Below are 24,120 nucleotides of genomic sequence, written 5' to 3'. Positions count from 1 at the left end.
TACGCACCTGAAACAGGAGAAGACATTATGTTGCTGATCGAATGCCCATGGTGCGGGCCGCGCGCCGAACTCGAATTCACCTGCGGCGGCGAGGCGGACATCGCGCGGCCGCTGGACACCGACAAGCTGAGCGACCGCGAATGGGGCGAGTACCTGTTCATGCGCGATAACCCGCGCGGCGTGCACAAGGAGCAGTGGCTGCACACGCAGGGTTGCCGGCGCTGGTTCAAGGTGACGCGCGACACCGTCAGTTACGACATTCAGGGTTACGAAACGTTTGGCGACGCCGGCTCGGCAGTGAACGTCCAGGCCAGGGCGCAACAAGGCGCACAACAAGGCGCACAACAAGGCGCACAACAAGGCACGCAGGGGAGCAAGCAGCGATGAGCCAGAAGAACCGTCTCGGCGCCGGCGGGCGCATCAACCGCGCGATTCCGCTGAGCTTCACGTTCAACGGCCGCACCTATCAGGGCTATCAGGGCGACACGCTCGCCTCGGCGCTGCTGGCCAACGACGTGCACTTCGTCGCGCGCAGCTTCAAGTACCACCGCCCGCGCGGCATCGTGACCGCCGATGTGGCCGAGCCGAATGCCGTGGTGCAGCTCGAACGCGGCGCGTACACCGTGCCGAACGCGCGCTCGACCGAAATCGAGCTTTATCAGGGGCTCGTGGCGACCAGCGTGAACGCGGAGCCGGACCTCGAGCACGACCGCATGGCGATCAACCAGAAGTTCTCGCGCTTCCTGCCGGCGGGCTTCTACTACAAGACCTTCATGTGGCCGCGTAAATTCTGGCCGAAGTACGAAGAGAAGATCCGCGAGGCCGCGGGTCTGGGCAAGGCGCCCGAAGTGCGCGACGGCGACCGCTACGACAAGTGCTTCGCGCATTGCGACGTGCTGGTGGTCGGCGGCGGCCCCACGGGCCTGCTGGCGGCGCACACGGCGGGCCGTGCCGGCGCGCGCGTGATTCTCGTCGACGACCAGCGCGAACTGGGCGGCAGCCTGCTGTCGTGCAAGACCGAGATCGACGGCCGCCCCGCCATCCAGTGGGTCGAAAAGATCGAGGCGGAACTCGCGGCCATGCCGGACGTGAAGATCCTCTCGCGCAGCACGGCCTTCGGCTACCAGGATCACAACCTCGTGACCGTCACGCAGCGCCTGACCGAGCATCTGCCGGTCTCGACGCGCAAGGGCACGCGCGAACTGCTCTGGAAGATCCGCGCGAAGCGCGTGATTCTCGCCACCGGCGCGCACGAGCGTCCCATCGTGTTCGGCAACAACGATCTGCCGGGCGTCATGATGGCCTCGGCGGTGTGCACCTACATTCATCGCTATGGCGTGCTGCCGGGCCGCAAGGTCGTGGTGTTCGCGAACAACGACGCGGGCTACCGCTGCGCGCTCGACGTGAAGGCCTGCGGCGCGGAAGTCACGGTGGTCGATTCGCGTGCGCAGGGCAAGGGCGCCCTGCAGGACGCCGCGCGCCGCCAGGGCGTGAAGATCATGAACAACGCGGCCATCATGGCTGCGCACGGCAAGCTGCGCGTGAACTCGGTCGAGGTGGTCGCGTATCAGAACGGCCAGACCGGCGCGAAGCTGGCTGACCTGCCGTGCGATCTGGTGGCGATGTCGGGCGGCTTCAGCCCGGTGCTGCACCTGTTCGCGCAGTCGGGCGGCAAGGCGCACTGGAACGATGCGAAGGCCTGCTTCACGCCGGGCAAGCGCATGCAGCAGGAAGTGAGCGTGGGCGCGGCAGTGGGCGAATTCAGCCTGGCACGCGGCCTGACCCAGGCAGTCGATGCCGGCATCGATGCAACGAAGTCGCTCGGCTTCACCGTGACGCGCCCGCAGGTGCCGAAGGCCGCCGAGATCACGGAAACGCCGCTGCAGCCGCTGTGGCTCGTGGGCAGCCGCAAGGCCGCGCCGCGCGGACCGAAGCAGTTCGTCGACTTCCAGAACGACGTGGCCGCATCGGACATCCTGCTGGCCGCGCGCGAAGGCTTCGAGTCGGTCGAGCACGTGAAGCGCTACACGGCGATGGGCTTCGGCACCGACCAGGGCAAGCTCGGCAACATCAACGGCATGGCGATTCTCGCCGATGCGCTCGGCAAGTCGATTCCGGAAACCGGCACGACCACGTTCCGCCCGAACTACACGCCCGTGACGTTCGGCACCGTGGCGGGCCGCGAACTGGGCGACTTCCTCGACCCGATCCGCAAGACCTGCATTCACGAGTGGCACGAAGAGAACGGCGCGCTGTTCGAGGACGTGGGCAACTGGAAGCGCCCCTGGTACTACCCGAAGAAGGGCGAGGACATGCACGCGGCGCTCAGGCGCGAGTGCCTCGCGGTGCGCAACAGCGTGGGCATTCTCGATGCGTCGACGCTCGGCAAGATCGACATCCAGGGCCCGGACGCCGCGAAGCTGCTCAACTGGGTCTACACGAATCCGTGGCTCAAGCTCGAAGTGGGCAAGTGCCGCTACGGCCTGATGCTCGACGAGAACGGCATGGTGTTCGACGACGGCGTGACGGTGCGCCTCGGAGCGCAGCACTACATGATGACGACCACCACGGGTGGCGCCGCGCGCGTGCTCACGTGGCTCGAACGCTGGCTGCAGACCGAGTGGCCCGACATGAAGGTGCGTCTGTCTTCGGTGACCGATCACTGGGCGACCTTCGCCGTGGTGGGCCCGAAGAGCCGCAAGGTGCTGCAGAAGGTGTGCAGGGACATCGACTTCGACAACGCCGCGTTCCCGTTTATGTCGTATCGCAACGGCACGGTGGCAGGCGTGAAGTCGCGCGTCATGCGCATCAGCTTCTCGGGCGAGCTGGCCTATGAAGTGAACGTGCCGGCGAACGCGGGCCGCGCGGTGTGGGAAGCGCTGATGGCCGCGGGCGCGGAGTTCAACATCACGCCGTACGGCACGGAAACGATGCACGTGCTGCGCGCGGAGAAGGGCTACATCATCGTCGGCCAGGACACCGACGGTTCGGTCACGCCGTTCGACCTGGGCATGGGCGGGCTGGTTTCGCAGACCAAGGACTTCCTGGGGCGCCGCTCGCTCAAGCGCTCGGACACCGCGAAGGACGGGCGCAAGCAGTTCGTCGGACTCCTGACCGACGATGCGAAGTTCGTGCTGCCCGAAGGCGGCCAGATCGTGGACGTGAATGCGCAGCAGAGGGCCGACGGCACCACGCCGATGCTGGGCCACGTGACGTCGAGCTACTACAGCCCGATTCTCGACCGCTCGATCGCACTGGCGGTCGTGAAGGGCGGCCACAACAAAACCGGCGAATACGTCGCGATCTCGATGGCCGATGGCCGGCGCGTGAAGGCGAAGATTGCCAGCCCGATTTTTTACGACACTGAAGGGGTGCGTCAGCATGTTGAATGAAACGATGGATACGGCGCCCCTTGCGGAGCGCGCAGCAGCAGCGGTGCGGCTCGAGTCGCCTTTCGCCGGCGTGGCCGGGCTCATCAAGGCCCAGGAGGGCCGCGCGCCGAACGGCTTCACCCTGCGTGAACTGCCGTTCCGCGATCTGGTGAACGTGCGCGGCGAACTGAGCGATCCGGCGTTCGTGGACGGGTTTGCCCAGGTGGTCGGCTGCCAGCCGCCTTCGACGCCCAACACGGTCACGCGCGGCAACGGCTACGACGTGCTGTGGCTCGGCCCCGACGAATGGCTCGTGCGCTCGGACGCGGCGGTGCAGGCCGGCGTGCTCGAAGCGAAGCTCGCGCCCGCATTCGGCGAGGCGTACGCGGCCGCCGTGGACGTGGGCAGCGGCTACACGGTGGTGGAGATCGACGGCGCGCGCACGCGCGAGCTGCTCTCGCGCGGCTGCCCGCTGGACCTGCATCCGGGGCTGTTCAAGGAAGGGCAGTGCGCGCAGAGCGTGTTCTTCAAGGCCTCGATCGTGCTGGTTCCGATGGGCGGCGACCGCTTCGAGATCGTCGTGCGCCGCAGCTTCGCGGATTACTTCTGCCGCATCATGGTAGACGCCACGGCGTCGCTTGCGTCATGAAGATCGTCGACGGAACCTTCGATCCGGCGCCCGCACCGTTCGATGCGCCGGCGGCGCGCGATGTGCCGCCCTCGCGCGGCCGCGGCTGGAGTGTGTTCGTCGAGGGCCTGAGCGTGCCCGCGCGCATCGGCATTCATGCGCACGAGCATGGCCAGCCGCAGCCGCTCGTGATCGATGCGCAACTGGGCTATCGCTCGATGCCGAAGGAAGAGAGCGATTGGATCGATTACGAGCGCTATTGCGCGCGCATTGCGGAGTTTCTCGCGAAGAAGCCGCATACGCGGCTGCTCGAAACGCTGGTGGCCGATATTGCGGCGCTCTCGTTTCGCGAGTGGCCCGCGCTCGATACGCTCACGATCGAAGTGCACAAGCCGAAGATCCGGCCCGGCACGCAGCGCATCGGCGTGTCGCTCGAATGGACGCGCGCCGATTATCTGCAGTGGAGCGCCACAGGACGCTGGTAGCGTAGTGCGCCGCAGCATTTGATGTTTTCCGCCGATGTCGGATCGAGGCAAGCACGCGTCGGCTTTTGCACATCGCGGGGTGCGTGCGGCGGGCTACGCTCCACATATCGCTGCGCGCCGCTAGAGAAGCGCAGCGCCAACTCTGAAGGAGACAAGGTGATGAGCAATCGAGGCGTCGTGTATCAAGGACCGGGCAAGGTCGAAGTGCAGAAGATCGACTATCCGAAGATGGTCGATCCGTCCGGCCGCGCGATCGGCCATGGCGTGATTCTCAAGGTGGTCAGCACGAACATCTGCGGCTCGGACCAGCATATGGTGCGCGGCCGTACCACCGCGCCGATCGGCCTCGTGCTCGGTCACGAGATCACGGGCGAAGTGGTCGAAATTGGTAAGGACGTCGAGACGCTCAAGCTCGGCGACCTGGTCTCGGTGCCGTTCAACGTTGCATGCGGCCGTTGCGCGATGTGCCGCGAGCAGAACACGGGCGTGTGCCTGACCGTGAACCCGGCGCGCGCGGGCGGCGCGTATGGTTATGTCGATATGGGCGGCTGGATTGGCGGCCAGGCCGAGTACGTGCTCGTGCCGTATGCCGATTTCAATCTGTTGAAGTTCCCGGACAAGGAACAGGCGATGTCGAAGATTCGCGACCTCACCTGCCTTTCGGACATTCTGCCCACGGGCTATCACGGCGCAGTGACGGCGGGCGTGAAGCCGGGCTCGACGGTGTATATCGCGGGCGCGGGCCCTGTTGGCATGGCTGCGGCGGCTTCTGCGCGTTTGCTTGGCGCGGCTTGCACCATCGTCGGCGACATGAATGCGGAACGTCTCGCGCATGCGAAGGCGATGGGCTTCGAAGTCGTGGATCTTTCGAAGGATGCTTCGCTGGGCGAGCAGATCGAGCAGATTCTCGGCAAGCCGGAGATCGATTGCGCGGTGGATTGCGTGGGCTTCGAGGCGCACGGTCACGGCGCGTCGGGCCACTCGGAAGAAGCGCCGGCCACGGTGCTCAACTCGCTCATGGAAATCACGCGTCCTGCGGGCATGATCGGTATTCCGGGGCTTTATGTGACCGAGGACCCGGGCGCGAAGGACGTTGCCGCGCAGCACGGCGGCCTGAGCATTCGATTTGGCCTGGGCTGGGCGAAGTCGCACACGTTCCATACCGGGCAGACGCCGGTGCTCAAGTACAACCGCAATCTGATGCAGGCAATTTTGTTTGATCGGTTGCCGATCGCCAAGATCGTTAATGTCTCGGTTATTTCGCTTGATGAAGCGCCTGAAGGGTATAAGAAGTTTGATGGCGGCGCGCCGCGGAAGTTTGTGATCGACCCGCATGGGTTGTTGGCGGCTTGATGGGCGGTAGCGCGTAAGCGCTTACGCTTTTACGTGGTACGGGCGGCGTTGGCATTTCCCTGATTTTGTGCAGGTCTGCCAGCGTTGCCCCGCATGGCTGCATGGATGATGTCCGTGCCAGCGCGCAGGCCTTCAGCAAGGCGCGACGCGCACTTCCCACCGAACTCTTCGAACTGGCCTGCGGGCACCTTGTTTCGCTGGCCCAGCCCCTTATCGATTCGATGCGCTGGCTCTGCCCGAGACGGGTCGCCGCCATCGCCTGACCGGACGTACGCGCCGGACACTCGAGCCCTTTGCCGGCGCAGGTTCACGCCGGCGCAATCATGTTTTCACTGCATATTCGGTGCCATCGTGGGAGTGGTTTGGCCTGGCGTCGTACCGGGGGCCGCTGCAGCGATACGCGCCTGGGCTGCGTGCAGGTTGTCAGGATAATGGTTATCGCGTCCGGTGGACCTGTAGCCGGCTTGCCGGAGCTGGGCCAATTCCGCGCGCACCTGGGCACGCGTGAGCGGCCCATTGGATGTTTGCGGTGCTTGAGCGAAAGTAAGGGCCGGTACAAGCAATGCAGCCGCAAACGCGGCTATTTTAAGTGTCCGATTCATCGTCTGTGCCTCCAGCTAGTGAGGTATCAGCGCTGCGGACCCGGGCGGGGCAGCGGCTGGCACAATTAGCTTGACAGCGCAGACTTAAGGAACAGTTAACTGGAGAAGGGCGCCAGCAATGGCGGCACAAAGCACTGCGTCGGCTGACGCCCTGATGATGCCGGAAGCAGGGGCCGGAGGCGATGCGCATGTCGGCGCTTTCCGCCATCCAGCTTTCCGGTCGCGCATACTCGCCAGCGCGGAACTCGCGGTTGCGATCATTGAGTCTGGAGTACTGGAGCAACCTCGTCACTCATGCCCTTGAACCAGCGCTTTCGCATGGGCGCGAGAATGAACTTGGCCGACACGCCCGCGACGATCGACACCACGGCGGAGCCGATCAGCACGTGCTCCCACGATCCGCCTGCGGCCACCAGCGACGCGATCGGGACGAGCAGCGACGCCGTGCCCTTGGCGGTATAAAGCGTGCCGGCATTCGACGACGCGTATTTGCCGCCGAACGTATCCGCGCAGATCGCCGGGAAGATGGAGTAAATCTCACCCCAGCACAGGAAGATCAGCGGCGCAAAGATCAGGAATGCGTATGGATCGTGACCATATGCATTCATCCCGAGCAAAGCGAGCCCCTCGCCGATGAACACGATCAGCATGGTGTTCTCGCGGCCGATCTTGTCGGACAGGAGACCGCAGAGGGGGCGCGTCAGCCCGTTGAGCAGATTGTCGACCGAGAGCGCCAGCGTCAGCAGGGGCAACGTCGTGCCAAGGAATTGCACAGGGAGCTTCGCGAAGCCAAACGATTTCGCAATCGGGCCGAGCTGCGCCGTCGCGATCAGGCCGCCGGCCGCTACGAGCACGAAGAGCAGATAGATCATCCAGAAAAGCGGCGTTTTGACCATCTGGCTCGGCGGATAGTCGACCTTGCTCGTCACCACGCGCGCCACCGGTTTGATGCCGGGACCCGGATTGGGGCGAATCAACGCAATGCTCAGGATGAAGATCGCGATGCCCTGAATGATGCCGAACACGAAGAACGTCTGCCGATATCCGGAATGGTGAATCATGTTCGCGATCGGGATGACCGTCAGCGCGGCGCCGGCGCCAAAGCCCGCCGCGGTCAGGCCGGCGGCGAGCCCGCGCCGGTCCGGGAACCACTTGAGCGCGTTGCCGACGCAGGTGCCGTACACGCAGCCCGCGCCGAGCCCGGCGATGACCGAGGCGGTGTAGAGCACGGGCAGCGAGGTGGCGAACGAGTCGATCACCCAGCTAAGCGCAACGAATACCGCGCCGGCCATGACGACGGGGCGCGGGCCGAAGCGGTCCACCAGCCATCCCTCGACCGGCACGAGCCAGGTTTCGACCAGAATGAAAATGGAGAATGCCGTTTGAACTTCGGCAGCGCTCCAGAGATTCTGGGTTTTCATTGGGACAACGAATAGTGTCCACGCATATTGCAGATTGGCGACGAGTGCCATGCAGGCAATGCCGATGAACAGCTGAGTCCAGCGGCTTCTGAGCAAGGGCTTGCCTGCCGGCGAGGCAGCGGATGACATGACGACTTCTCCTACAAATTAGCGGTCGGGTGACGGCACGCGTCGATGCGATCCTTCGCGATCTTGCGCGCCGCCCCCGCGTTCCATTCATGCGGTGCAGGCGCGGCGCGGGCGGGGCAGGGGACCATGCTGCTGCGCCACCCGTCTCCGGTGTGCGATATCAGGACTTCTGCTCGTACACCCCAACCTTGTTGCTTTCGTTGAGATAGACGTAGACGCGATGGGTTGCCGTGTCGACGGTCAGCGTGTGGACCTTGGGCTCGGTCTGGATGTGGTCGATAACATGGTTCGTGTCGAGGTCGACCACTTCGAGGTTGCCGGTTTTGTCGCCGATGAACGCGCGGCGCTTGTCGGTGTCGATAGCCGTCTGGTCCACTGCGCCCGCGACGTCGATGGTCGCCACGAGCTTGCCCGTTGCCGGGTTCACCACAAGCATCTTCTTGTCGCTGGTGCCGAAGATCAGATGATTCGTTTTGCTGTCGTAGACACCGCCCTTGGCCGCGCCCTTCAGGCCGAAGTCCCATACCGCCTCGATCTCATGGGTATTCGGATTGATCACGTCGATCTTGCCGCCAACGGGTTGATACAGGCGGTCAGTGGAAGCGACGTAGAGCGCGACGTCCGGTCCATCCTTGTCGTCTTCAGGCTTGAGCTTGAACGTCGTGGTGAGTTTGTACGGGGCCTTCGGCTCAAAAACGGCCTCGTTGTTGCTGTCGTCGTTCGCGAGCAGGATGGCGCCCGACTTCGTGTCCACGTTCACGCCGTCGGGGGTCTTGCCGCCGCTGTCGACGGCGGCGATGCGGTCGAACGAGTGTTTGTCATAGACGATCAACTTGCCCGTGGTCGCATCGGTGACGTAGGCGTGGTTCGCGTCGAAATCGATGCCGTTGCCGGAATCGACGCCCGAGAGCGTCTTCTTGATCGCCATGGTCTTCGCATCGATCACGACCACATTGTGATTGGGCGACTGGGACAGCCAGACCGCGTGGGTGTCCTTGTCGTAGGTGACCCAATCGCCGTGACCGCCCTTGCTGCCGGGCAGGTCGATCGTTTTGACGAGCTGGTACTGCGACGCCTGCGCATAGGTCCCGACGGCGCACAACCCCATTGCGACGAGAGTGATCGTCAACGTTTTGTGCCTGAAAAATGCCATGTTGCCTCCAGTAGGAAATGAACGCGTTTCTTTAGTGAGTTTTATCGACTACCTTGAATGCGACTTCAGAACTTGTGCGTGATGCCGATGATCGCCACGACCTGCGAACGGGTGCTCGAACTCGCGGCGAGATCGCCCACCGTGCCGCCCGCCGCGACGATCCCGGAACCGTCCTCGCTGAACGTCGTGCCGCTCGCGTGGGAATACGCGACGTCGGCATAGAAGCTCGTGCGCTTGCTCAACGAGTAAGTTGCGTTCGCACCGAAGTTGTTGTAAGTTGCCGACGACGCGCCGCTCGAGTGCGTGTACACGTAGTTGAGCGCGCCGGACAGCGCCGGAGTGAATTGATACTGGAGCGCAGCACCGCCAACATTGAATGTTTCGGTGCGGTTGAAAGCGCCGTAATCCGTGTACGGCTTGTACTGCGCGTTGCTGTAGCGGATGTTGGCGGTCAGGTTGCCGATGACATACTGCGCCGCGACCTGGACGATCTGCCGGGAACCGAACATGGGCGTCGCGCCGAAGAGGGGCGTGACCGAGTTATCTTGCGTAAGGTCCGCTGCGCCGGTACCGTTGGCATCGTTCTTCGCGAACAGATAGCCGGTGGCGAGCGTCAGTCCGCCATGGTTGTACGAGGCGGCCGCCCCGTACGCGTGGCCGCCGGTGGCGTTGCCGGCGATTCCGCCAACCCCGTACATCAGCTCGTACTGGAAGCCCGCGTAGGTCGGGCTCGCGTACTTGATCGAGCTGTTGATCCACACCGAGTTGTCGTTATTGTCGGCATCGCCCGGCGTGGTGAAAACGGGTCCCGCAAAGCTGTCGCCGGTAATCGGCTGAATCAGGTCGACCGTCGGATCGAACTGCCGCCCCATCGTGAGCGTGCCGTAGGCGTCACCGCCAAGACCGACGGTGGCCTGGTGGGCGAAAATGCGATTGTTCGACAGCGATCCGTGTGTAATGTCGAAGGAGCTCTCCAGGGTGAAGATCGCATTCAGGCCGCCACCGAGGTCTTCCTTGCCTTTGAGGCCCCAGTACGTCGATCCATTGTCGGCGTTTTGCATTGCCACGAGCGAGTGGCCGCCCGTGTTGTTGTAGTAGGCCGCGGCTTCGTCGATCGAGCCGTACAGCGTTACGCTGCTCTGCGCATCTGCCGCGGACGACGCCGAAACGATAAGCACTCCGATAAAAATGGATCGATATCTGAAATTGACCACAACATCTCCTTTCATTGGTAGTAGTTTGTAATGCGAATTTAAGGAAAGAAAATACGGTGCCGAAGATCGATGCTTGGGAACGGATGGAGGTATGCCAGCTCCAGCTTTTTGCTGCCGTGTCGGCAATCTTTTTCGCGTCGTGTTGAACCCGCTCACCGGGGTTACGCGGCGGGCATCAACTGTTCCGGATCGAACTTTGACGGCGCCCCAAGCTTAAGGACAATCGAATAATTTTATGTCCACGATAAAAGGCAGCTTATGCCTGAAAGCCGTTTAAATGGTCGAGGGTTACGATCCGGCTGTCGCGCAGCCCTTGCGCGGCCGGGCGAACCATCGCGCCGTTTGCTGGAGAGCACCGATGGGAGCGGCTACCGGACGTTCCTGACGATTGCGCAGGCCGGCCCACGGTCCGGAAATTCGCTGGATCGTCATAAAGCAAAACGTAAAGTGGCAAGAGCCTTGCTGACACAAGGATGTACAGGTGCGGACTGCTCGCCAGGGAATTCACTGAGTGTTTGCCCGCTTTAAAAACTGCGGCAAACCTTAAGCTCTTGAAAATCGTTGGTGCTGCTTTCATGGGGAGTTTTTCTTAACACGATCAATTCATGCGGCGATCACGATATGTCGCATCGAAATCATTGACTGGCAGTGAATTGAATAACGGGGAATACCATGCGCATATTGCTCGTGGGAGATGACGCATCGATAGATGGTGAATTGAAGCGCGGCTTGCGCAAGGAGGGCTTCGCAGTCGACTGGGTGGAGCACGGGGATTCGGCCATGCTGGCGCTTGCCGCGACCTCGTATGGCCTTGTGCTGCTCGATATCGCGCGCTCCGGAAAGAACGGGCTCGCGCTGCTCGCGAGGTTGCGCCGGCGAAACGATGCAACGCCGGTAATCGTGATTACCGCTCGCGATGCCGTGCCGGACGGGGTGGCGGGCCTTGACGGCGGCGCTGACGATTATCTCGTCAAGCCGTTTGCGCTCGACGAGCTGCTGGCCCGCATCCGCGTCGTGAACCGGCACCAGACGGGCCGCGTGCAACCGTTGCTGCAAGTTGGCACGCTGCGGCTCGACCCCGCGCAGCACCGCGTATGGCTAGGCGACCGGGAGGTGCCGGTGACGACACGCGAGTTCGTGTTGTTGGAGGAGCTGATGCGCGATCCTGCAATGGTCGTCACGCGCTCGCAGCTCGAGGAACGCCTGTACGGATGGAACGAGGAGATCGAGAGTAACGCCATCCAGGTGCATGTTCACAATCTGCGCCGCAAACTGGGGAGCGACGCAATCTATAACGTGCGAGGCGTGGGCTATCGCATCGGCACGCTCGCATAGCCCCATGACTGGTGAAGCTGCAAGCCATCGGGATGACTGGAGGTCAATGTGAGAGTGCTACTGGTTCAAGACGACGATTCGATCGCACTACAGATCGTTTCGGTGATGCCTCTTATGGGGCATGAGGTCGACTGGGCGAGCAGCGCCTACGAGGCCGAACTGAGCTTGCAGGCGCAATGTCACGATCTCGTGCTGCTCGACTTCGGTTGCGCGTGCCTGGACTCGTTCGATCTGTTGCGGCGTTATCGCAAGCGCGGAACTCAAGCGGCTGTCGTTGCCTTGATTCCTCAAGGTTTGTTCGCGAGCCCCATGGTCGTGCTGGACAGCGGCGCTGACGACTACCTCATGAAGCCGTTCGAGCTGGAGGACCTGCGAGCCCGGGTTCGCCTGTCGATGCGGCGCCCGCACCGCCTTCAAGGCAGGGTGGTGCTCGGAAATTTGTTGGTCAACACGCTCGATCATTCCATATTGCTCGATGGCTTGCCGGTTTCGGTGAGGCCAAGCGAATACCGGATTCTGAGTGCGCTGGTCAACGAGCCTACGCGGGTATTCACGCGCTCGGAACTGGCACTGCACCTCGACGGGCAACCGCGTGCTGCGCTGGACAACAATGCCGTGGATGTGGTTGTCCATGGCTTGAGGCGCAAGCTGGGTGCGGAGAAGATTGTGACTGTGAGAGGCGTCGGCTATCGGTTGTGCCAAAGCTGGCGCTAAGGCAAACCACTATTGGCAATTCGGCAATACCGTTGTCATCCCGGTATCGGCTTAAGCCAGGCAGCCTCCGCGATTCCCCGGGTGAACGCAACGATTCCAGGGGGGGCGCACCCGTCCAAACAACATCTCTACTGCAACGGCTGCCCCGCAAAGAATTCTATTCTTCGTCCTAGTGGATAAATACTAGAGATTTTAAAAAAAAATTCTCTTACTGCCCCCGTACGATCTCCAGTGACCGGACGGGCCGAGCCGCATGTTTAACGCATGTCGCGCGGTAGCCCCTGGATGACAACGCACGCAGTTCCCGTTGCAACCCGTTGAAGGCATGCCGCTTTCGACACCCATTAGAACGACCCACTTGAATCCACGAGGAGACCATGAATTTTTCGAACACCAGGCGTCTGCTTATGCGCGGTGCGCTCGTCATGACCGCGCTCGGTTTTGTGGGCGCCACTGCCCACGCCCAGGACCTGCTCGAAACGGTGAAATCGAGCGGTGTGCTGCACGTCGGCCTGGAGGGCACCTATCCTCCGTTCGACTACAGGAACGCTGCCGGCGAGCTTGAAGGCTTCGATGTGGATGTCGCCAAGGCCCTTGCTGCCAGACTGGGCGTCAAGCCGGAATTCGTCCCCACCGAGTGGAGCGGTATCCTTGCCGGCCTGCAGGCCGGCAAATTCGACGTGATCGTCAATCAGGTCACCATCACGCCCCAGCGCAAGCAGGCGCTGGATTTCAGCCAGCCCTACACCTTCTCGGCGGCCCAGCTGATTCAGCGCACCAACGACAAGCGCGAGTTCAAATCGCTCGGCGAGTTCAGCGGCGAGAAGAAAATCGGCGTAACGCTCGGCACCAACTATGACCAGATGGCCCGCGCGGTTTCGGGCATCAACGTCCAAACCTATCCCGGCGCGCCGGAGAAACTGCGCGATCTCGCGTCCGGCCGCATCGACGCGACGCTCGACGACCGCCTGATGCTGCCATACATCATCAAGACTTCGAATCTCCCGCTTCGTCCGGGCGCGGTACTCAAAGGGGGCGAGCAGGAAATGGGCATTCCGTTCCGCAAGGGCAATCCCGCGTTCGAAAAGGCGGTGAACGACGCTCTCAGTTCGCTGAAGCAGGACGGTACGTTGAAAAAGATTTCGATGCACTGGTTCAACACCGACGTAACGCAGCCCGTCTCGCAGTAATTGCTCATCCTTCTTTCTGTTTGCGTCACCCGGGCTCCGGCCCGGGCGATGCGCCCGCGCAGCAGATCATTCTATGGCTCCAATCGACCTCGTTATTCAGGCATTGCCGCTCCTCCTGATGGGTGCATTGATTACCCTGAAGTTCGCGCTTGCCTCCGCGTTTCTCGGGCTGTGCGTCGGCCTGATCGTCGCCATCATGGGTATCAGCGGCCGGCCGTTCCTCATGGGCGTTGCCCGGGGCTACGTCAGCCTCATGCGCGGCACACCACTGCTTGTGCAGATTTTCGTCGTCTACTACGGGTTGCCCGATATTGGCATCTCTCTCGAGCCAACGAGCGCGGGCATTCTCGCTTTGACCGCCAACGCCGGGGCCTATCTCTCCGAGAGCATGCGCGGCGCCATTCTCGGCATCAGCCGCGGACAGTGGAGTGCGGCGCATAGCCTGGGCCTCACCCACTTGCAGACGTTGCGCTACGTAATTTGTCCGCAGGCCTTGCGAATGGCCGTACCGAGTCTAGGCAATACGCTGATCAGCCTGATCAAGGATACGTCGCTAGTTTCCGTGATCACCGTGACGGAGATGCTGCGCGCCGCGCAGGAAGTCATTGCAGCGACGTATCAACCGTTGCCGCTCTATCTGGCCGCCGCCGCAATCTACTGGATTTTGAGCACGGCAATGTCGTGGGCGCAGCGTCACGTTGAAGTGCGGCTTGCGCAGGCACATGTGCGCTGAGACAACGGGTAACTCGAGAATCGTAGAGATAGCGAGATGATTTCACTCAAAAACGTTTCGAAGTGGTACGGGCAGTTTCAGGTTCTTACCGGCTGCACAACGGACGTGAAAAAAGGGGAGGTGGTTGTGGTGTGCGGTCCGTCCGGCTCCGGCAAGTCGACGCTGATCAAGGCCGTGAATGGCCTCGAACCCTTCCAGGAAGGCGAAATCGTCGTTGGCGGTCATTCGGTGGGAGACAAGCAAACTAACCTCTCGAAGCTCCGCGCCAAGGTCGGGATGGTGTTTCAACATTTCGAGTTGTTCCCGCATCTCTCTATCACGCAGAACCTGACGCTCGCTCAGATCAAGGTTCTCGGCCGGGACCGCGATACCGCAACCGTGAAAGGACTGGCGCTGCTTGACCGGGTGGGGCTTCGCGCGCACGCCGACAAATATCCCGCTCAACTGTCTGGCGGCCAGCAGCAACGCGTTGCGATTGCACGGGCGCTCTCGATGGATCCGATCGCGATGCTGTTTGACGAACCCACGTCCGCCCTGGACCCCGAGATGATCAACGAGGTGCTCGACGTGATGATCGAACTCGCCCAGGAAGGCATGACGATGATGTGTGTCACGCACGAAATGGGTTTCGCGAGGAAAGTGGCGCACCGGGTCCTGTTCATGGACAAGGGCATCATTGTCGAGGACGCCCGCAACGAAGTCTTCTTCGACAATCCGCAATCCGATCGCGCAAAGGAGTTCCTGCTGCGCGTGCTGCCCCACTGAGCGTATTCGCGTAGTCGCCCGTTACTGAAAAACAGTCGGTTGCCGAAGGGCATCCGATAGGGACTAGTCATGCATTCTGAAACCTTTTTGCTTCACGGAATCTGGATGTCGCCACCTGGCTCACCTCGCGTCGCGAGGTCGAACGCGTACTCCACCCAGCACTGCCGGGTACCCCGGGCCACGCGTTCTGGACACGTGATTTCAAGGGAGCCTCCGGCCTTTTCAGCGTTGCGCTGAAACCCGGGTTTACCCGCGAAGGATTCCGCTCGTTCGTCGAACACCTCGAACTCTTCGGACTGGGCTTTTCGTGGGGCGGATTCGAGAGCCTCGTGATGCCGTTCGATCCCCGTCAGGAGCGACCGGGTAGCAACTGGCCATACGACGGATTTGCGTTCCGTCTCCATATCGGCCTTGAAGCAAAAGAGGACTTGATCGCGGACCTTGATAAGGCATTCCGCTTTCTGAGCGTGCCGTGACGCCAATCACACGAAAAACAAGGCAATCAGTGAGCCGATAGCGACGGGGCAGCAGCAATAACAGCCGGCGTATCTACCCCCGAAAGCGGCGCAATGCGTTTGCGTCGCTCACCGGTAGGCGCATTCCCAAACGCATCCCGGTAGCTCTTGCTGAAATGGCAAGCCGACTGAAACCCGCAAGCCATCGTGATCTGCATGATCGACATGTCGGTCTGCAGCAAAAGCTCACGCGCACGCCGCAACCGCAGGGTCAGATAGTAATGCGTCGGTGTCATCCCCAGATGCTCATGGAATAACCGCTGCAACTGCCGTTGCGACATATTCGCGAGCCTTGCGAGTTCTTCGCGCGACAGCGGTTCCTCGATATTGTTTTCCATCAGCGCGATGACCTCGAACAGCGACTTGTTCGCCGACCCAAGCCGCGCCACCAGCGGCATGCGCTGCTGCGCACTGGTATCGCGCACATGCTCGACCACGAACTGTTCGGCTATCTGCGTGACGCGCGCAGTACCCACCCGCTCCGTGATCAGGTTCAGCATCATGTCGAGCGGAGCCACGCCACCCGTGCAGGTCACCCGGTCGCGGTCGATCACGAATAGCTCTTTGAGAAAGCGCGTGGACGGAAACTCCTCCTTGAGCGCCGACATGTTCTCCCAGTGGATCGCGCATGCATACCCGGCCAGCAGCCCTGCCTTGGCGAGTGCATAGGTGCCCGTGCACAGGCTGCCGAGCGCCACGCCCATGCGCGCGAAGCGGCGCAGCGTGGAGAGATGATCGGCGGTGGTGACGCGCTGCACGTCCACGCCGCCGCAAACGAACACGATGTCGGGCTGGCCCACGCATTCGGCGGGGCCGCTGTCGATGGAGAGTCCGTTGCTTGCCGTGACCTGGCCGCCCTGCGGGCTGATGATCGACCACCGGTAGAGCGGCTGGCCGCTCAGGTAGTTCGCCATGCGAAGAACTTCGATGGCGTTCGTGAACGCAATCATCGTGAAATTGGGCAGCGGCATGAACGCAAAGTGCGCCAACGTCGCCGAACGGGCGGGGACCATGAGAGGACGATTCCTTTAATTCTGAAGCCTGGGCCGGAAGCCCGCGCCAGGCTAGCTCATTTTCGAATCTGGCGTGCCAAGTGTGCCATGCGGCTAAACCCTAATTCAAACCCGACAAAAATACGCGCGGTCAGATTTAAAGGGTGTTCCGGAGGAATTTGGCGTGCGGCGGCCCGGTGCATTCAATTCACCGCGAATAACGTCTGATGATTGTTGGAATCGGAAACCTTCCACCCGTGGTTAGCGAATGTTCCCGGTACTTGTGAAAAACGGACGCCGATGGCGGAAAAGGAAAAGAACGCGTCTGAATTCATACATCGGCCGCAAATACGAACGACAAGAATAGAGCCGTCAACCGCCACCGTCCCGACGGGCACGAAACCCAGGCGGGGCGGGGCCTTCCGGTACGGGCCGGGCCATTCATCTCACATCGTCACGGATGCTCTATGTCGAACACTCAAGCTTTCTTTTCGCAGCCGCTCGCCGAGCGCGACTCCGCGGTGCGTAAAAGCATTTTGAAAGAAATCGAGCGGCAGCAGTCGCAGGTCGAAATGATTGCGTCGGAAAACATCGTGTCGCGCGCGGTGCTGGAAGCGCAGGGCTCGGTGCTCACCAACAAGTACGCGGAAGGTTATCCCGGCAAGCGCTATTACGGCGGTTGCGAATTCATGGACGAGATCGAGTCGCTGGCGATCGAGCGCATCAAGCAGCTCTTTAATGCCGGTTTCGCCAATGTCCAGCCGCACTCGGGCGCGCAGGCCAATGGCGCGGTCATGCTCGCGCTGGCCAAGCCGGGCGAGACGGTGCTCGGCATGTCGCTCGACGCGGGCGGCCACCTCACGCACGGCGCCAAGCCCGCGCTGTCGGGCAAGTGGTTCAACGCGGTGCAGTACGGCGTGAACCGCGAAACCATGCGTATCGACTACGACCAGGTCGAAGAGCTCGCGCATCAGCATAAGCCGGGTCTGATCATCGCGGGCTTTTCCGCCTACCCGCGCCAGCTGGACTTCGCGCGCTTCCGCGCGATCGCCGATAGCGTGGGCGCGAAGCTGATGGTCGACATGGCGCATATTGCGGGCGTGATCGCCGCCGGCCGCCATGCGAACCCGGTCGAGCATGCGCATGTGGTCACGTCGACCACGCACAAGACCCTGCGCGGTCCGCGCGGCGGCTTCGTGCTCACCAACGACGAGGAAATCGCCAAGAAGATCAACTCGGCCGTGTTCCCCGGCCTGCAGGGCGGCCCGCTCATGCACGTGATCGCCGGCAAGGCGGTGGCGTTCGGCGAGGCGCTCGATCCGAGCTTCAAGACCTACATCGACAGCGTGCTCGCGAATGCGCAGGCGCTCGGCGAAGTGCTGAAGGCGGGCGGCGTCGATCTGGTCACGGGCGGGACCGACAACCACCTGCTGCTGGTGGACCTGCGTCCCAAGGGCCTCAAGGGCAACCAGGTGGAGCAGGCGCTCGAGCGCGCCGGCATCACCTGCAACAAGAACGGCATTCCGTTCGACTCGGAAAAGCCCACGGTCACCTCGGGCATTCGCTTGGGCACGCCGGCCGGTACGACGCGCGGCTTCGGCGTGGCGGAGTTCCGCGAGATCGGCCGCCTGATTCTCGAAGTGTTCGATTCGTTGCGCGCGCATCCGGAAGGCGACGCCGCCACCGAGCAGCGCGTGCGCCGCGAGATTTTCGCGCTGTGCGAACGCTTCCCGATCTATTGATTGCATAGGGGCCCGGCGCGCCGGGCCCGTTCCCCGAACACGGTCGACCCCACCGACGTCAGACAATACTGGAGTAGAGACACATGAGCACGCTGCATCAGGACAGCATCATCATCGACGGCCTGAACATTTCGAAGTTCGCGCGGCCGGTGTTCGAAGACATGCACAAGGGCGGCATCACGGCTGCGAACTGCACCGTGTCGGTGTGGGAGAACTTCACCAAGACGGTCGACAACATCGGCGTGATGAAAAAGCAGATTCGCGACAACAGCGAACTGCTCACGCTGGTGCGCACGACCGAAGACATTTTCCGCGCGAAGAAGGAAGGCAAGACCGGGGTCATCCTCGGCTTCCAGAATGCGCACGCGTTCGAAGACAACCTCGGCTACATCGAAGCCTTCGCCGATATGGGCGTGCGCGTCGTGCAGCTTTGCTACAACACGCAGAACCTCGTGGGCACCGGCTGCTACGAGCGTGACGGCGGCCTCTCCGATTTCGGCCGCGAAGTCATCACCGAGATGAACCGCGTCGGCATCATGGTCGACCTCTCGCATGTCGGCGGCAACACGTCGTCGGAAGCGATCGCGTTTTCGAAGAAGCCGGTGTGCTACTCGCACATCCTGCCGCTGGGCCTGAAGGACCATCCGCGCAACAAGAGCGATGCGCAGATCAAGGAGATCGCCGATGCGGGCGGTTTCGTCGGCGTGACGATGTTCGCGCCGTTCCTGAAGCGCGGCATCGAATCGACGATCGAAGACTATATCGAAGCGATCGATTATGTCGTGAACATCGCGGGCGAAGATACGGTCGGCATCGGCACGGATTTCACGCAGGATTACGCGAAAGAGTTCTTCGACATGCTCACGCACGACAAGGGTCGTTATCGCCAGCTCACCAACTTCGGCAAGATCGTCAATCCGGAAGGCATCCGCACGATCGGCGAATTCCCGAACCTGACCGCCGCGATGGAACGCGCCGGCTGGAAGGAATCGCGCATCCGCAAGATCATGGGCGAGAACTGGGTGCGCGTGTACAAGGACGTGTGGGGCGCGTAAGCCGCACGACGGTCTAGCCAGCACACCAAACACGAAACAACGGGACGTGCCCGGCGCATGACGCGCGGGGCACGCGGGCGATGCCGCGCCTGCGCAACGACGCAATCGGCTTTTTTCCTCACGGAGTCACTACGATGCAACCGCAACTGCCGATCAACGTCGATCCCGATACGGGCGTCTGGACCACCGACGCGCTGCCGATGCTGTACGTTCCGCGTCATTTCTTCACGAACAATCACGTCGCCGTCGAGGAAGCGCTCGGCGTCGAGGCCTATGCGGAAATTCTCTACAAGGCCGGCTACAAGTCCGCTTATCACTGGTGCGACAAGGAAGCGAAGCTGCACGGCCTGACCGGCATGGCGGTATTCGAGCATTACCTGAAGCGCCTCTCGCAGCGCGGCTGGGGTCTGTTCTCGATCATCGAGGCCGATCCGTCGAGCGCGCGCGCCAGGATCGAGCTGCGCCATTCGTCGTTCGTGCTCCAGCAGCCGGGCAAGGAAGGCAAGCTTTGCTACATGTTCGCGGGCTGGTTCGCCGGCGCGATGGACTGGGTCAACGACACGACGCCGGAAGGCAAGGGCGCACCGCGCTCGCAATCGAAGGAAGTGCAGTGCGCGGCCGAAAACCACGATCACTGCGTCTTTGAAGTGTCGCCGATCGCCCACTAAAAAGAACTACACCAAGTAACACGAGACATACGAACGCCAGAGGTCGCCTGCGATGCGCTATCCCAACCTGTTCAAACCCCTCCAGCTTAATCAGCTGACGCTGCGTAACCGCATTGTCAGCACGGCACACGCCGAGGTCTATGCCGAGCCGGGCGGCCTGCCGGGCGAGCGCTACATCCGCTATTACGAGGAGAAGGCCAAGGGCGGCGTCGGCCTCGCGATCTGCGGCGGGTCGAGCCCGGTGTCGATGGATAGCCCGCAAGGCTGGTGGAAGTCGGTCAATCTCACGACCGACAAGGTCATCGATCCGCTGGCGCGCCTTGCCGAAGCAATGCATCGCCATGGCGCGAAGATCATGATCCAGGCGACGCACATGGGCCGCCGCAATGCCTACCACGGCGAGCACTGGCCCCACCTCGTGACGCCGTCGGGCGTGCGCGAGCCGGTGCACCGCGGCAACGCCAAGATCATCGAAGTCGAGGACATCAAGCGCATCATCAAGGACTTCGCGGCCGCCGCGGTCCGCGTGAAGAGCGCGGGCATGGACGGCATCGAAATTTCGGCCGCGCACCAGCAACTGGTCGACCAGTTCTGGAGCCCGCGCACGAACTTCCGCACCGACGAATGGGGCGGCAGCTTCGAGAACCGCCTGCGCTTCGGCGTCGAAGTGCTGAAGGCGGTGCGCGAAGCCGTGGGCCGCGACTTCTGCGTCGGCCTGCGCATGTGCGGCGATGAGTTCCACGAGAACGGCATCGACCACGAGCACGCGAAGGAAATCGCCCAGGCGATGGAAGCGACCGGCCTGATCGACTACATCAGCGTGGTGGGTTCGGGCGCGGACACGCACAACACCCTCGTGAACTGCATGCCGCCGATGGCGTTGCCGCCGGAGCCGTTCGTGCATCTGGCCGGCGGCATCAAGTCGGTGGTGAAACTGCCGGTGATGCACGCGCAGAGCATCCGCGACGCGGGCCAGGCCGAGCGCCTGCTCGCGAACGGCATGATCGACCTGGTCGGCATGACGCGTGCACAGATTGCCGATCCGCACATGGTGATCAAGATCCGCGACGGTCGCGAGGACGAAATCAAGCAGTGCGTCGGCGCGAACTACTGCATCGACCGCCAGTACAACGGCCTCGACGTGCTGTGCGTGCAGAACGCCGCGACCTCGCGCGAAGAGACGATGCCGCACGTGATCGAAAAGTCGCGTGGCCCGAAGCGCAAGGTAGTGGTGGTGGGCGCGGGCCCCGCAGGCCTGGAAGCAGCGCGCGTTGCGCGCTCGCGCGGCCATGACGTCGTGCTGTTCGAGAAGAACACCGAAGTCGGCGGCCAGATCATGATCGCGGCAAAGGCGCCGCAGCGCGAGCAGATGTCCGGCATCGTGCGCTGGTTCGACATGGAAACCAAGCGCCTCGGCGTGGATCGCCGGCTGGGCGTCGCGGCCGACGAAAAGATGATCATGGCCGAGAAGCCGGACATCGTTGTGCTCGCAACTGGCGGTCACAGCTACACCGAAGAGGTGCCGGGCTGGGGCGTGGCGGAAGGCCTCGCGGTCAGCTCGTGGGACATCCTCACGGGCAAGGTCGAGCCCAAGCAGAACGTGCTGATCTATGACGGCATCAGTACGCACGCGGGCTCGGGCGTGGCCGATTTCGTCGCGAGCCGCGGCTCGAAGGTCGAGATCGTGACGCCGGACGTCAAGGTGGCCGACGACGTGGGCGGCACGACGTTCCCGATCTTCTATCGCCGGTTGTACGCGCAGGGCGCGGTGCTGACGCCGAATTACTGGCTCGACCGCGTCTACGAAGAGGACGGCAAGAAGATTGCGGTGCTGCGCAACGAGTACACGGAAGAGCTCGAGGAGCGCGCAGTCGATCAGGTGGTGATCGAGAACGGCACGCGGCCGAACGACGAACTCTACTGGAAGCTCAAGAACGAATCGGTGAACCGCGGCCAGGTCGATGTGAACAAGCTGTTCGCGTCGGAAGCGCAGCCGTGCCTTACCGAAGAACTCGGCAACGGCCGCTTCCTGCTGTTCCGCGTTGGCGACTGCATCTCGATGCACAACATCCACGGCGCAATTTATGACGCGCTGCGGCTCGTGAAGGACTTCTGACCCATGAACCCGACCTGGCTCATTACCGCGCTGCTGTGGCTGTCGATGGCGGGGCTCGCGTTCGCCGTCGCGAAGCGGGCCGCTTACTGGCGCGTCGGGCGTGCAGCGGCGCCCGGTTCGTTCGGCGCCTTCGGTTTCACCAAGCTGTTCAGCATTCCGAAGCGCTATTTCGTTGATCTGCACCACGTGGTCGCGCGCGACCCGTACATTGCGAAGACGCACGTGGCGACCGCCGGCGGCGCGATTGGCGCGCTCGCGCTCGTGTTCATCAACTACGGTCTGGCGATCTACTCGCCGTGGCTCGACAAGCTGATCTTCCTCGCGGCGCTCGCGATGCTGGTTGGCGTGGTGTTCGTGTGGCGTCGCCGTCACGCGAAGAACGTGCCCGCGCGTCTGTCGAAGGGCCCGTGGAATACGCTGCCCTGGGTGCTTGGTTCGTTCGCGCTCGGCCTCGTGCTGTTCATGGTCGTGCCGACCGGCGCGATGTCGGGTGGTTTCGCGGTGCTGTGCGCGCTGCTGATCGGCGTGGGCGCATTCGCGATGACCTTCGGTGCAGCCAGGGGCGGCCCGATGAAGCATGCCATCGCAGGCCTGCTGCATCTCGCGTTTCACCCGCGCCAGGAGCGCTTTGCCGCCACGCGTGAAGGCTGGACCGGCAACGGTACCGACACGCCGCCCACGGCGCTCAAGCTGCCCGATATCGAGCAGCAGGAATATGGCGTCGCCAAGCCGGTGGAATTCCGCTGGAACCAGCTGCTGAGCTTCGACGCCTGCGTGCAGTGCGGCAAGTGCGAAGCTGCGTGCCCCGCGTTCGCCTCGGGTCAGCCGCTCAATCCGAAGAAGCTGATTCAGGATCTCGTGGTGGGCATGGCAGGCGGCACTGACGCGGCCTATGCGGGCAGCCCCACGCCTGGCATTGCGGTGGGCCAGCATGGCGGCGCGCCCAACGGTCCGATCGTCTCGGGCCTGATCGAAGCGCAAACGCTGTGGTCGTGCACCACCTGCCGCGCCTGCGTGCAGGAGTGCCCGATGCTGATCGAGCACGTGGATGCCATCGTCGACATGCGCCGCAACCAGACGCTCGTGCACGGCACGGTGCCGGGCAAGGGCCCCGAGGTGCTCGCGAACCTGCGCGAGACCGGCACGATGGGCGGCTACGACAAGGCTGCGCGCTACGACTGGTCGGTCGATCTGAATGCGCCCATCGCACAGCCGGGCAAGCCCGTGGATGTGCTGCTGGTGGCGGGTGAAGGCGCGTTCGACATGCGCTATCAACGCACGCTGCGTGCGCTCGTGAAGGTGCTCAACAAGGCGGGCGTGAGCTACGCGGTGCTGGGCGGCCAGGAAACGGACACGGGCGACGTGGCGCGCCGTCTCGGCGACGAGGCAACCTTCCAGCGCATGGCGAAGCAAATGATGGGCACGCTCGCGACGCTGAACTTCAAGCGCATCGTGAGCGCGGATCCGCACGTGATGCATAGCCTGCGCAACGAATACCGCGCGCTCGGCACGCGTTACGAGGTGCTGCATCACACGACCTTCCTCGCCGAACTTGCCGCGAGCGGCAAGATTGCGCCGAAGGCCGTCGAGGCGTTGCGCGAGAAGCGCACCACGTATCACGATCCCTGCTATCTGGGCCGCTATAACGGCGAGACCGAAGCGCCGCGCAAGCTGCTCAAGAAAATCGGCATCCAGGTGGTGGAGATGGAGCGCAACGGCATGCGCGGACGCTGCTGCGGCGGTGGCGGCGGTGCGCCGCTGACCGATATCCCCGGCAAGCAGCGCATCCCCGATATCCGCATCGCCGACGCGAAGGCCGTGGGCGCGGAGGTTGTCGCGGTGGCGTGCCCGAACTGCACGGCGATGCTCGAAGGCGTCGTGGGTCCGCGCCCCGAGGTGCTCGACGTGGCCGAACTCGTTGCTGCTTCGCTGGAGTGAA

At 62.8% G+C, this 24,120-nt stretch carries 23 protein-coding genes; 17 read left to right on the top strand and 6 right to left on the bottom strand.

What is annotated here, in order from left to right; translation table 11 throughout:
- Nucleotides 1-27 precede the first annotated feature (27 nt).
- The 6 genes from P5W99_RS28330 to P5W99_RS28305 all read left to right on the top strand — a co-directional run bounded on the left by P5W99_RS28330 (nucleotide 28) and on the right by P5W99_RS28305 (nucleotide 6,100).
- The gene (locus P5W99_RS28330; RefSeq protein WP_421027176.1) at nucleotides 28-387 is read left to right on the top strand and encodes a sarcosine oxidase subunit delta; all 360 of its coding nucleotides are present in this window, start codon (nucleotides 28-30) and stop codon (nucleotides 385-387) included.
- The gene (locus P5W99_RS28325; RefSeq protein ID WP_421027175.1) at nucleotides 384-3,392 is read left to right on the top strand and encodes a sarcosine oxidase subunit alpha family protein; all 3,009 of its coding nucleotides are present in this window, start codon (nucleotides 384-386) and stop codon (nucleotides 3,390-3,392) included. The genes P5W99_RS28330 and P5W99_RS28325 overlap by 4 nt, the downstream gene beginning before the upstream one ends.
- Nucleotides 3,382-4,020: a sarcosine oxidase subunit gamma gene (locus P5W99_RS28320; RefSeq protein WP_421027174.1), complete on the top strand. Its 639-nt coding sequence runs from the start codon at nucleotides 3,382-3,384 to the stop codon at nucleotides 4,018-4,020. The genes P5W99_RS28325 and P5W99_RS28320 overlap by 11 nt, the downstream gene beginning before the upstream one ends.
- On the top strand, nucleotides 4,017-4,484 hold the full coding sequence (locus P5W99_RS28315; RefSeq protein ID WP_421027173.1) for a dihydroneopterin aldolase: 468 nt from the start codon (nucleotides 4,017-4,019) through the stop codon (nucleotides 4,482-4,484). The genes P5W99_RS28320 and P5W99_RS28315 overlap by 4 nt, the downstream gene beginning before the upstream one ends.
- Nucleotides 4,485-4,640: 156 nt before the next feature.
- The gene (gene fdhA, locus P5W99_RS28310; protein ID WP_421027172.1) at nucleotides 4,641-5,837 is read left to right on the top strand and encodes a formaldehyde dehydrogenase, glutathione-independent; all 1,197 of its coding nucleotides are present in this window, start codon (nucleotides 4,641-4,643) and stop codon (nucleotides 5,835-5,837) included.
- 101 nt (nucleotides 5,838-5,938) lie between these two features.
- Nucleotides 5,939-6,100, top strand: a complete 162-nt coding sequence (locus P5W99_RS28305) for a hypothetical protein (RefSeq protein ID WP_421027171.1) — start codon at nucleotides 5,939-5,941, stop codon at nucleotides 6,098-6,100.
- A gap of 66 nt (nucleotides 6,101-6,166) precedes the next feature.
- Here P5W99_RS28305 and P5W99_RS28300 read toward each other — a convergent pair whose 3' ends face one another.
- The 5 genes from P5W99_RS28300 to P5W99_RS28280 form a co-directional block, all read right to left on the bottom strand.
- Nucleotides 6,167-6,439 carry a DUF4148 domain-containing protein gene (locus P5W99_RS28300; RefSeq protein ID WP_421027170.1) on the bottom strand — a complete coding sequence of 91 codons (273 nt, stop codon included), beginning with the start codon at nucleotides 6,437-6,439 and terminating at the stop codon, nucleotides 6,167-6,169.
- Nucleotides 6,440-6,696: 257 nt separating this feature from the next.
- Nucleotides 6,697-7,989 (bottom strand): oxalate/formate MFS antiporter, encoded by a 1,293-nt coding sequence (gene oxlT, locus P5W99_RS28295; RefSeq protein ID WP_421027169.1) that lies wholly within the window; start codon nucleotides 7,987-7,989, stop codon nucleotides 6,697-6,699.
- A gap of 160 nt (nucleotides 7,990-8,149) precedes the next feature.
- A complete protein-coding gene (locus P5W99_RS28290; RefSeq protein ID WP_421027168.1) occupies nucleotides 8,150-9,142 on the bottom strand; it encodes a YncE family protein in 993 nt (330 codons plus the stop codon).
- Nucleotides 9,143-9,207: 65 nt separating this feature from the next.
- On the bottom strand, nucleotides 9,208-10,320 hold the full coding sequence (locus P5W99_RS28285; protein ID WP_421027167.1) for a porin: 1,113 nt from the start codon (nucleotides 10,318-10,320) through the stop codon (nucleotides 9,208-9,210).
- A 292-nt stretch (nucleotides 10,321-10,612) separates the two neighbouring features.
- Complete coding sequence (locus P5W99_RS28280) at nucleotides 10,613-10,933, bottom strand: hypothetical protein (protein WP_421027166.1); 321 nt, start codon at nucleotides 10,931-10,933, stop codon at nucleotides 10,613-10,615.
- A gap of 95 nt (nucleotides 10,934-11,028) precedes the next feature.
- Between P5W99_RS28280 and P5W99_RS28275 the strand changes: the two genes are divergently transcribed.
- From P5W99_RS28275 to P5W99_RS28250, 6 genes are all read left to right on the top strand, one after another.
- Complete coding sequence (locus P5W99_RS28275) at nucleotides 11,029-11,691, top strand: response regulator (RefSeq protein ID WP_421027165.1); 663 nt, start codon at nucleotides 11,029-11,031, stop codon at nucleotides 11,689-11,691.
- Between the two features lie 48 nt (nucleotides 11,692-11,739).
- Complete coding sequence (locus P5W99_RS28270; RefSeq protein WP_434664536.1) at nucleotides 11,740-12,405, top strand: winged helix-turn-helix domain-containing protein; 666 nt, start codon at nucleotides 11,740-11,742, stop codon at nucleotides 12,403-12,405.
- 407 nt (nucleotides 12,406-12,812) lie between these two features.
- Nucleotides 12,813-13,595: a transporter substrate-binding domain-containing protein gene (locus P5W99_RS28265; protein ID WP_434664534.1), complete on the top strand. Its 783-nt coding sequence runs from the start codon at nucleotides 12,813-12,815 to the stop codon at nucleotides 13,593-13,595.
- Nucleotides 13,596-13,668: 73 nt separating this feature from the next.
- The gene (locus P5W99_RS28260) at nucleotides 13,669-14,328 is read left to right on the top strand and encodes an amino acid ABC transporter permease (RefSeq protein WP_421027162.1); all 660 of its coding nucleotides are present in this window, start codon (nucleotides 13,669-13,671) and stop codon (nucleotides 14,326-14,328) included.
- A gap of 36 nt (nucleotides 14,329-14,364) precedes the next feature.
- Nucleotides 14,365-15,093: an amino acid ABC transporter ATP-binding protein gene (locus P5W99_RS28255; protein ID WP_421027161.1), complete on the top strand. Its 729-nt coding sequence runs from the start codon at nucleotides 14,365-14,367 to the stop codon at nucleotides 15,091-15,093.
- A 101-nt stretch (nucleotides 15,094-15,194) separates the two neighbouring features.
- Nucleotides 15,195-15,569 (top strand): PLP-dependent transferase, encoded by a 375-nt coding sequence (locus tag P5W99_RS28250; RefSeq protein ID WP_434665461.1) that lies wholly within the window; start codon nucleotides 15,195-15,197, stop codon nucleotides 15,567-15,569.
- Between the two features lie 26 nt (nucleotides 15,570-15,595).
- Here the strand turns inward: P5W99_RS28250 and P5W99_RS28245 are convergent, their stop codons facing one another.
- The gene (locus tag P5W99_RS28245; RefSeq protein ID WP_421027160.1) at nucleotides 15,596-16,621 is read right to left on the bottom strand and encodes a GlxA family transcriptional regulator; all 1,026 of its coding nucleotides are present in this window, start codon (nucleotides 16,619-16,621) and stop codon (nucleotides 15,596-15,598) included.
- Between the two features lie 446 nt (nucleotides 16,622-17,067).
- Here P5W99_RS28245 and P5W99_RS28240 point away from each other — a divergent pair, with 446 nt between their 5' ends.
- The 5 genes from P5W99_RS28240 (at nucleotide 17,068) to P5W99_RS28220 (ending at nucleotide 24,119) form a co-directional block, all read left to right on the top strand.
- On the top strand, nucleotides 17,068-18,342 hold the full coding sequence (locus P5W99_RS28240) for a serine hydroxymethyltransferase (protein WP_421027159.1): 1,275 nt from the start codon (nucleotides 17,068-17,070) through the stop codon (nucleotides 18,340-18,342).
- Nucleotides 18,343-18,425: 83 nt separating this feature from the next.
- Nucleotides 18,426-19,397: a dipeptidase gene (locus P5W99_RS28235; protein ID WP_035534843.1), complete on the top strand. Its 972-nt coding sequence runs from the start codon at nucleotides 18,426-18,428 to the stop codon at nucleotides 19,395-19,397.
- A gap of 134 nt (nucleotides 19,398-19,531) precedes the next feature.
- The gene (locus P5W99_RS28230) at nucleotides 19,532-20,065 is read left to right on the top strand and encodes a DUF5943 domain-containing protein (protein WP_421027158.1); all 534 of its coding nucleotides are present in this window, start codon (nucleotides 19,532-19,534) and stop codon (nucleotides 20,063-20,065) included.
- 52 nt (nucleotides 20,066-20,117) lie between these two features.
- Nucleotides 20,118-22,181, top strand: coding sequence for an FAD-dependent oxidoreductase (locus tag P5W99_RS28225; protein ID WP_421027157.1), 2,064 nt, complete (start codon nucleotides 20,118-20,120; stop codon nucleotides 22,179-22,181).
- Between the two features lie 3 nt (nucleotides 22,182-22,184).
- On the top strand, nucleotides 22,185-24,119 hold the full coding sequence (locus tag P5W99_RS28220) for a (Fe-S)-binding protein (protein ID WP_421027156.1): 1,935 nt from the start codon (nucleotides 22,185-22,187) through the stop codon (nucleotides 24,117-24,119).
- The last annotated feature ends 1 nt before the right edge of the window (nucleotide 24,120 follow it).

It is taken from the genome of Paraburkholderia sp. A3BS-1L, assembly GCF_051125215.1.
In the GTDB taxonomy this organism is placed as follows: Bacteria; Pseudomonadota; Gammaproteobacteria; order Burkholderiales; family Burkholderiaceae; genus Paraburkholderia.
The sequence above is the reverse complement of the archived record's forward strand: the minus strand, read 5'-3'. Positions and strand labels throughout refer to the sequence as shown.

What these genes read in the sequence shown, in the direction of transcription:
- P5W99_RS28235 (WP_035534843.1), top strand. Translation starts at nt 18,426, where the DNA reads ATGAGCACGCTGCATCAGGACAGCATCATCATCGACGGCCTGAACATT.
- P5W99_RS28280 (WP_421027166.1), bottom strand. Translation starts at nt 10,933, where the DNA reads ATGAAAGCAGCACCAACGATTTTCAAGAGCTTAAGGTTTGCCGCAGTT.
- P5W99_RS28300 (WP_421027170.1), bottom strand. Translation starts at nt 6,439, where the DNA reads ATGAATCGGACACTTAAAATAGCCGCGTTTGCGGCTGCATTGCTTGTA.
- P5W99_RS28240 (WP_421027159.1), top strand. Translation starts at nt 17,068, where the DNA reads ATGTCGAACACTCAAGCTTTCTTTTCGCAGCCGCTCGCCGAGCGCGAC.
- P5W99_RS28225 (WP_421027157.1), top strand. Translation starts at nt 20,118, where the DNA reads ATGCGCTATCCCAACCTGTTCAAACCCCTCCAGCTTAATCAGCTGACG.
- P5W99_RS28260 (WP_421027162.1), top strand. Translation starts at nt 13,669, where the DNA reads ATGGCTCCAATCGACCTCGTTATTCAGGCATTGCCGCTCCTCCTGATG.
- P5W99_RS28325 (WP_421027175.1), top strand. Translation starts at nt 384, where the DNA reads ATGAGCCAGAAGAACCGTCTCGGCGCCGGCGGGCGCATCAACCGCGCG.
- oxlT (WP_421027169.1), bottom strand. Translation starts at nt 7,989, where the DNA reads ATGTCATCCGCTGCCTCGCCGGCAGGCAAGCCCTTGCTCAGAAGCCGC.
- P5W99_RS28245 (WP_421027160.1), bottom strand. Translation starts at nt 16,621, where the DNA reads ATGGTCCCCGCCCGTTCGGCGACGTTGGCGCACTTTGCGTTCATGCCG.
- P5W99_RS28320 (WP_421027174.1), top strand. Translation starts at nt 3,382, where the DNA reads ATGTTGAATGAAACGATGGATACGGCGCCCCTTGCGGAGCGCGCAGCA.
- P5W99_RS28290 (WP_421027168.1), bottom strand. Translation starts at nt 9,142, where the DNA reads ATGGCATTTTTCAGGCACAAAACGTTGACGATCACTCTCGTCGCAATG.
- P5W99_RS28255 (WP_421027161.1), top strand. Translation starts at nt 14,365, where the DNA reads ATGATTTCACTCAAAAACGTTTCGAAGTGGTACGGGCAGTTTCAGGTT.
- P5W99_RS28330 (WP_421027176.1), top strand. Translation starts at nt 28, where the DNA reads ATGTTGCTGATCGAATGCCCATGGTGCGGGCCGCGCGCCGAACTCGAA.
- P5W99_RS28305 (WP_421027171.1), top strand. Translation starts at nt 5,939, where the DNA reads ATGGATGATGTCCGTGCCAGCGCGCAGGCCTTCAGCAAGGCGCGACGC.
- P5W99_RS28275 (WP_421027165.1), top strand. Translation starts at nt 11,029, where the DNA reads ATGCGCATATTGCTCGTGGGAGATGACGCATCGATAGATGGTGAATTG.
- P5W99_RS28315 (WP_421027173.1), top strand. Translation starts at nt 4,017, where the DNA reads ATGAAGATCGTCGACGGAACCTTCGATCCGGCGCCCGCACCGTTCGAT.
- P5W99_RS28265 (WP_434664534.1), top strand. Translation starts at nt 12,813, where the DNA reads ATGCGCGGTGCGCTCGTCATGACCGCGCTCGGTTTTGTGGGCGCCACT.
- P5W99_RS28220 (WP_421027156.1), top strand. Translation starts at nt 22,185, where the DNA reads ATGAACCCGACCTGGCTCATTACCGCGCTGCTGTGGCTGTCGATGGCG.
- P5W99_RS28230 (WP_421027158.1), top strand. Translation starts at nt 19,532, where the DNA reads ATGCAACCGCAACTGCCGATCAACGTCGATCCCGATACGGGCGTCTGG.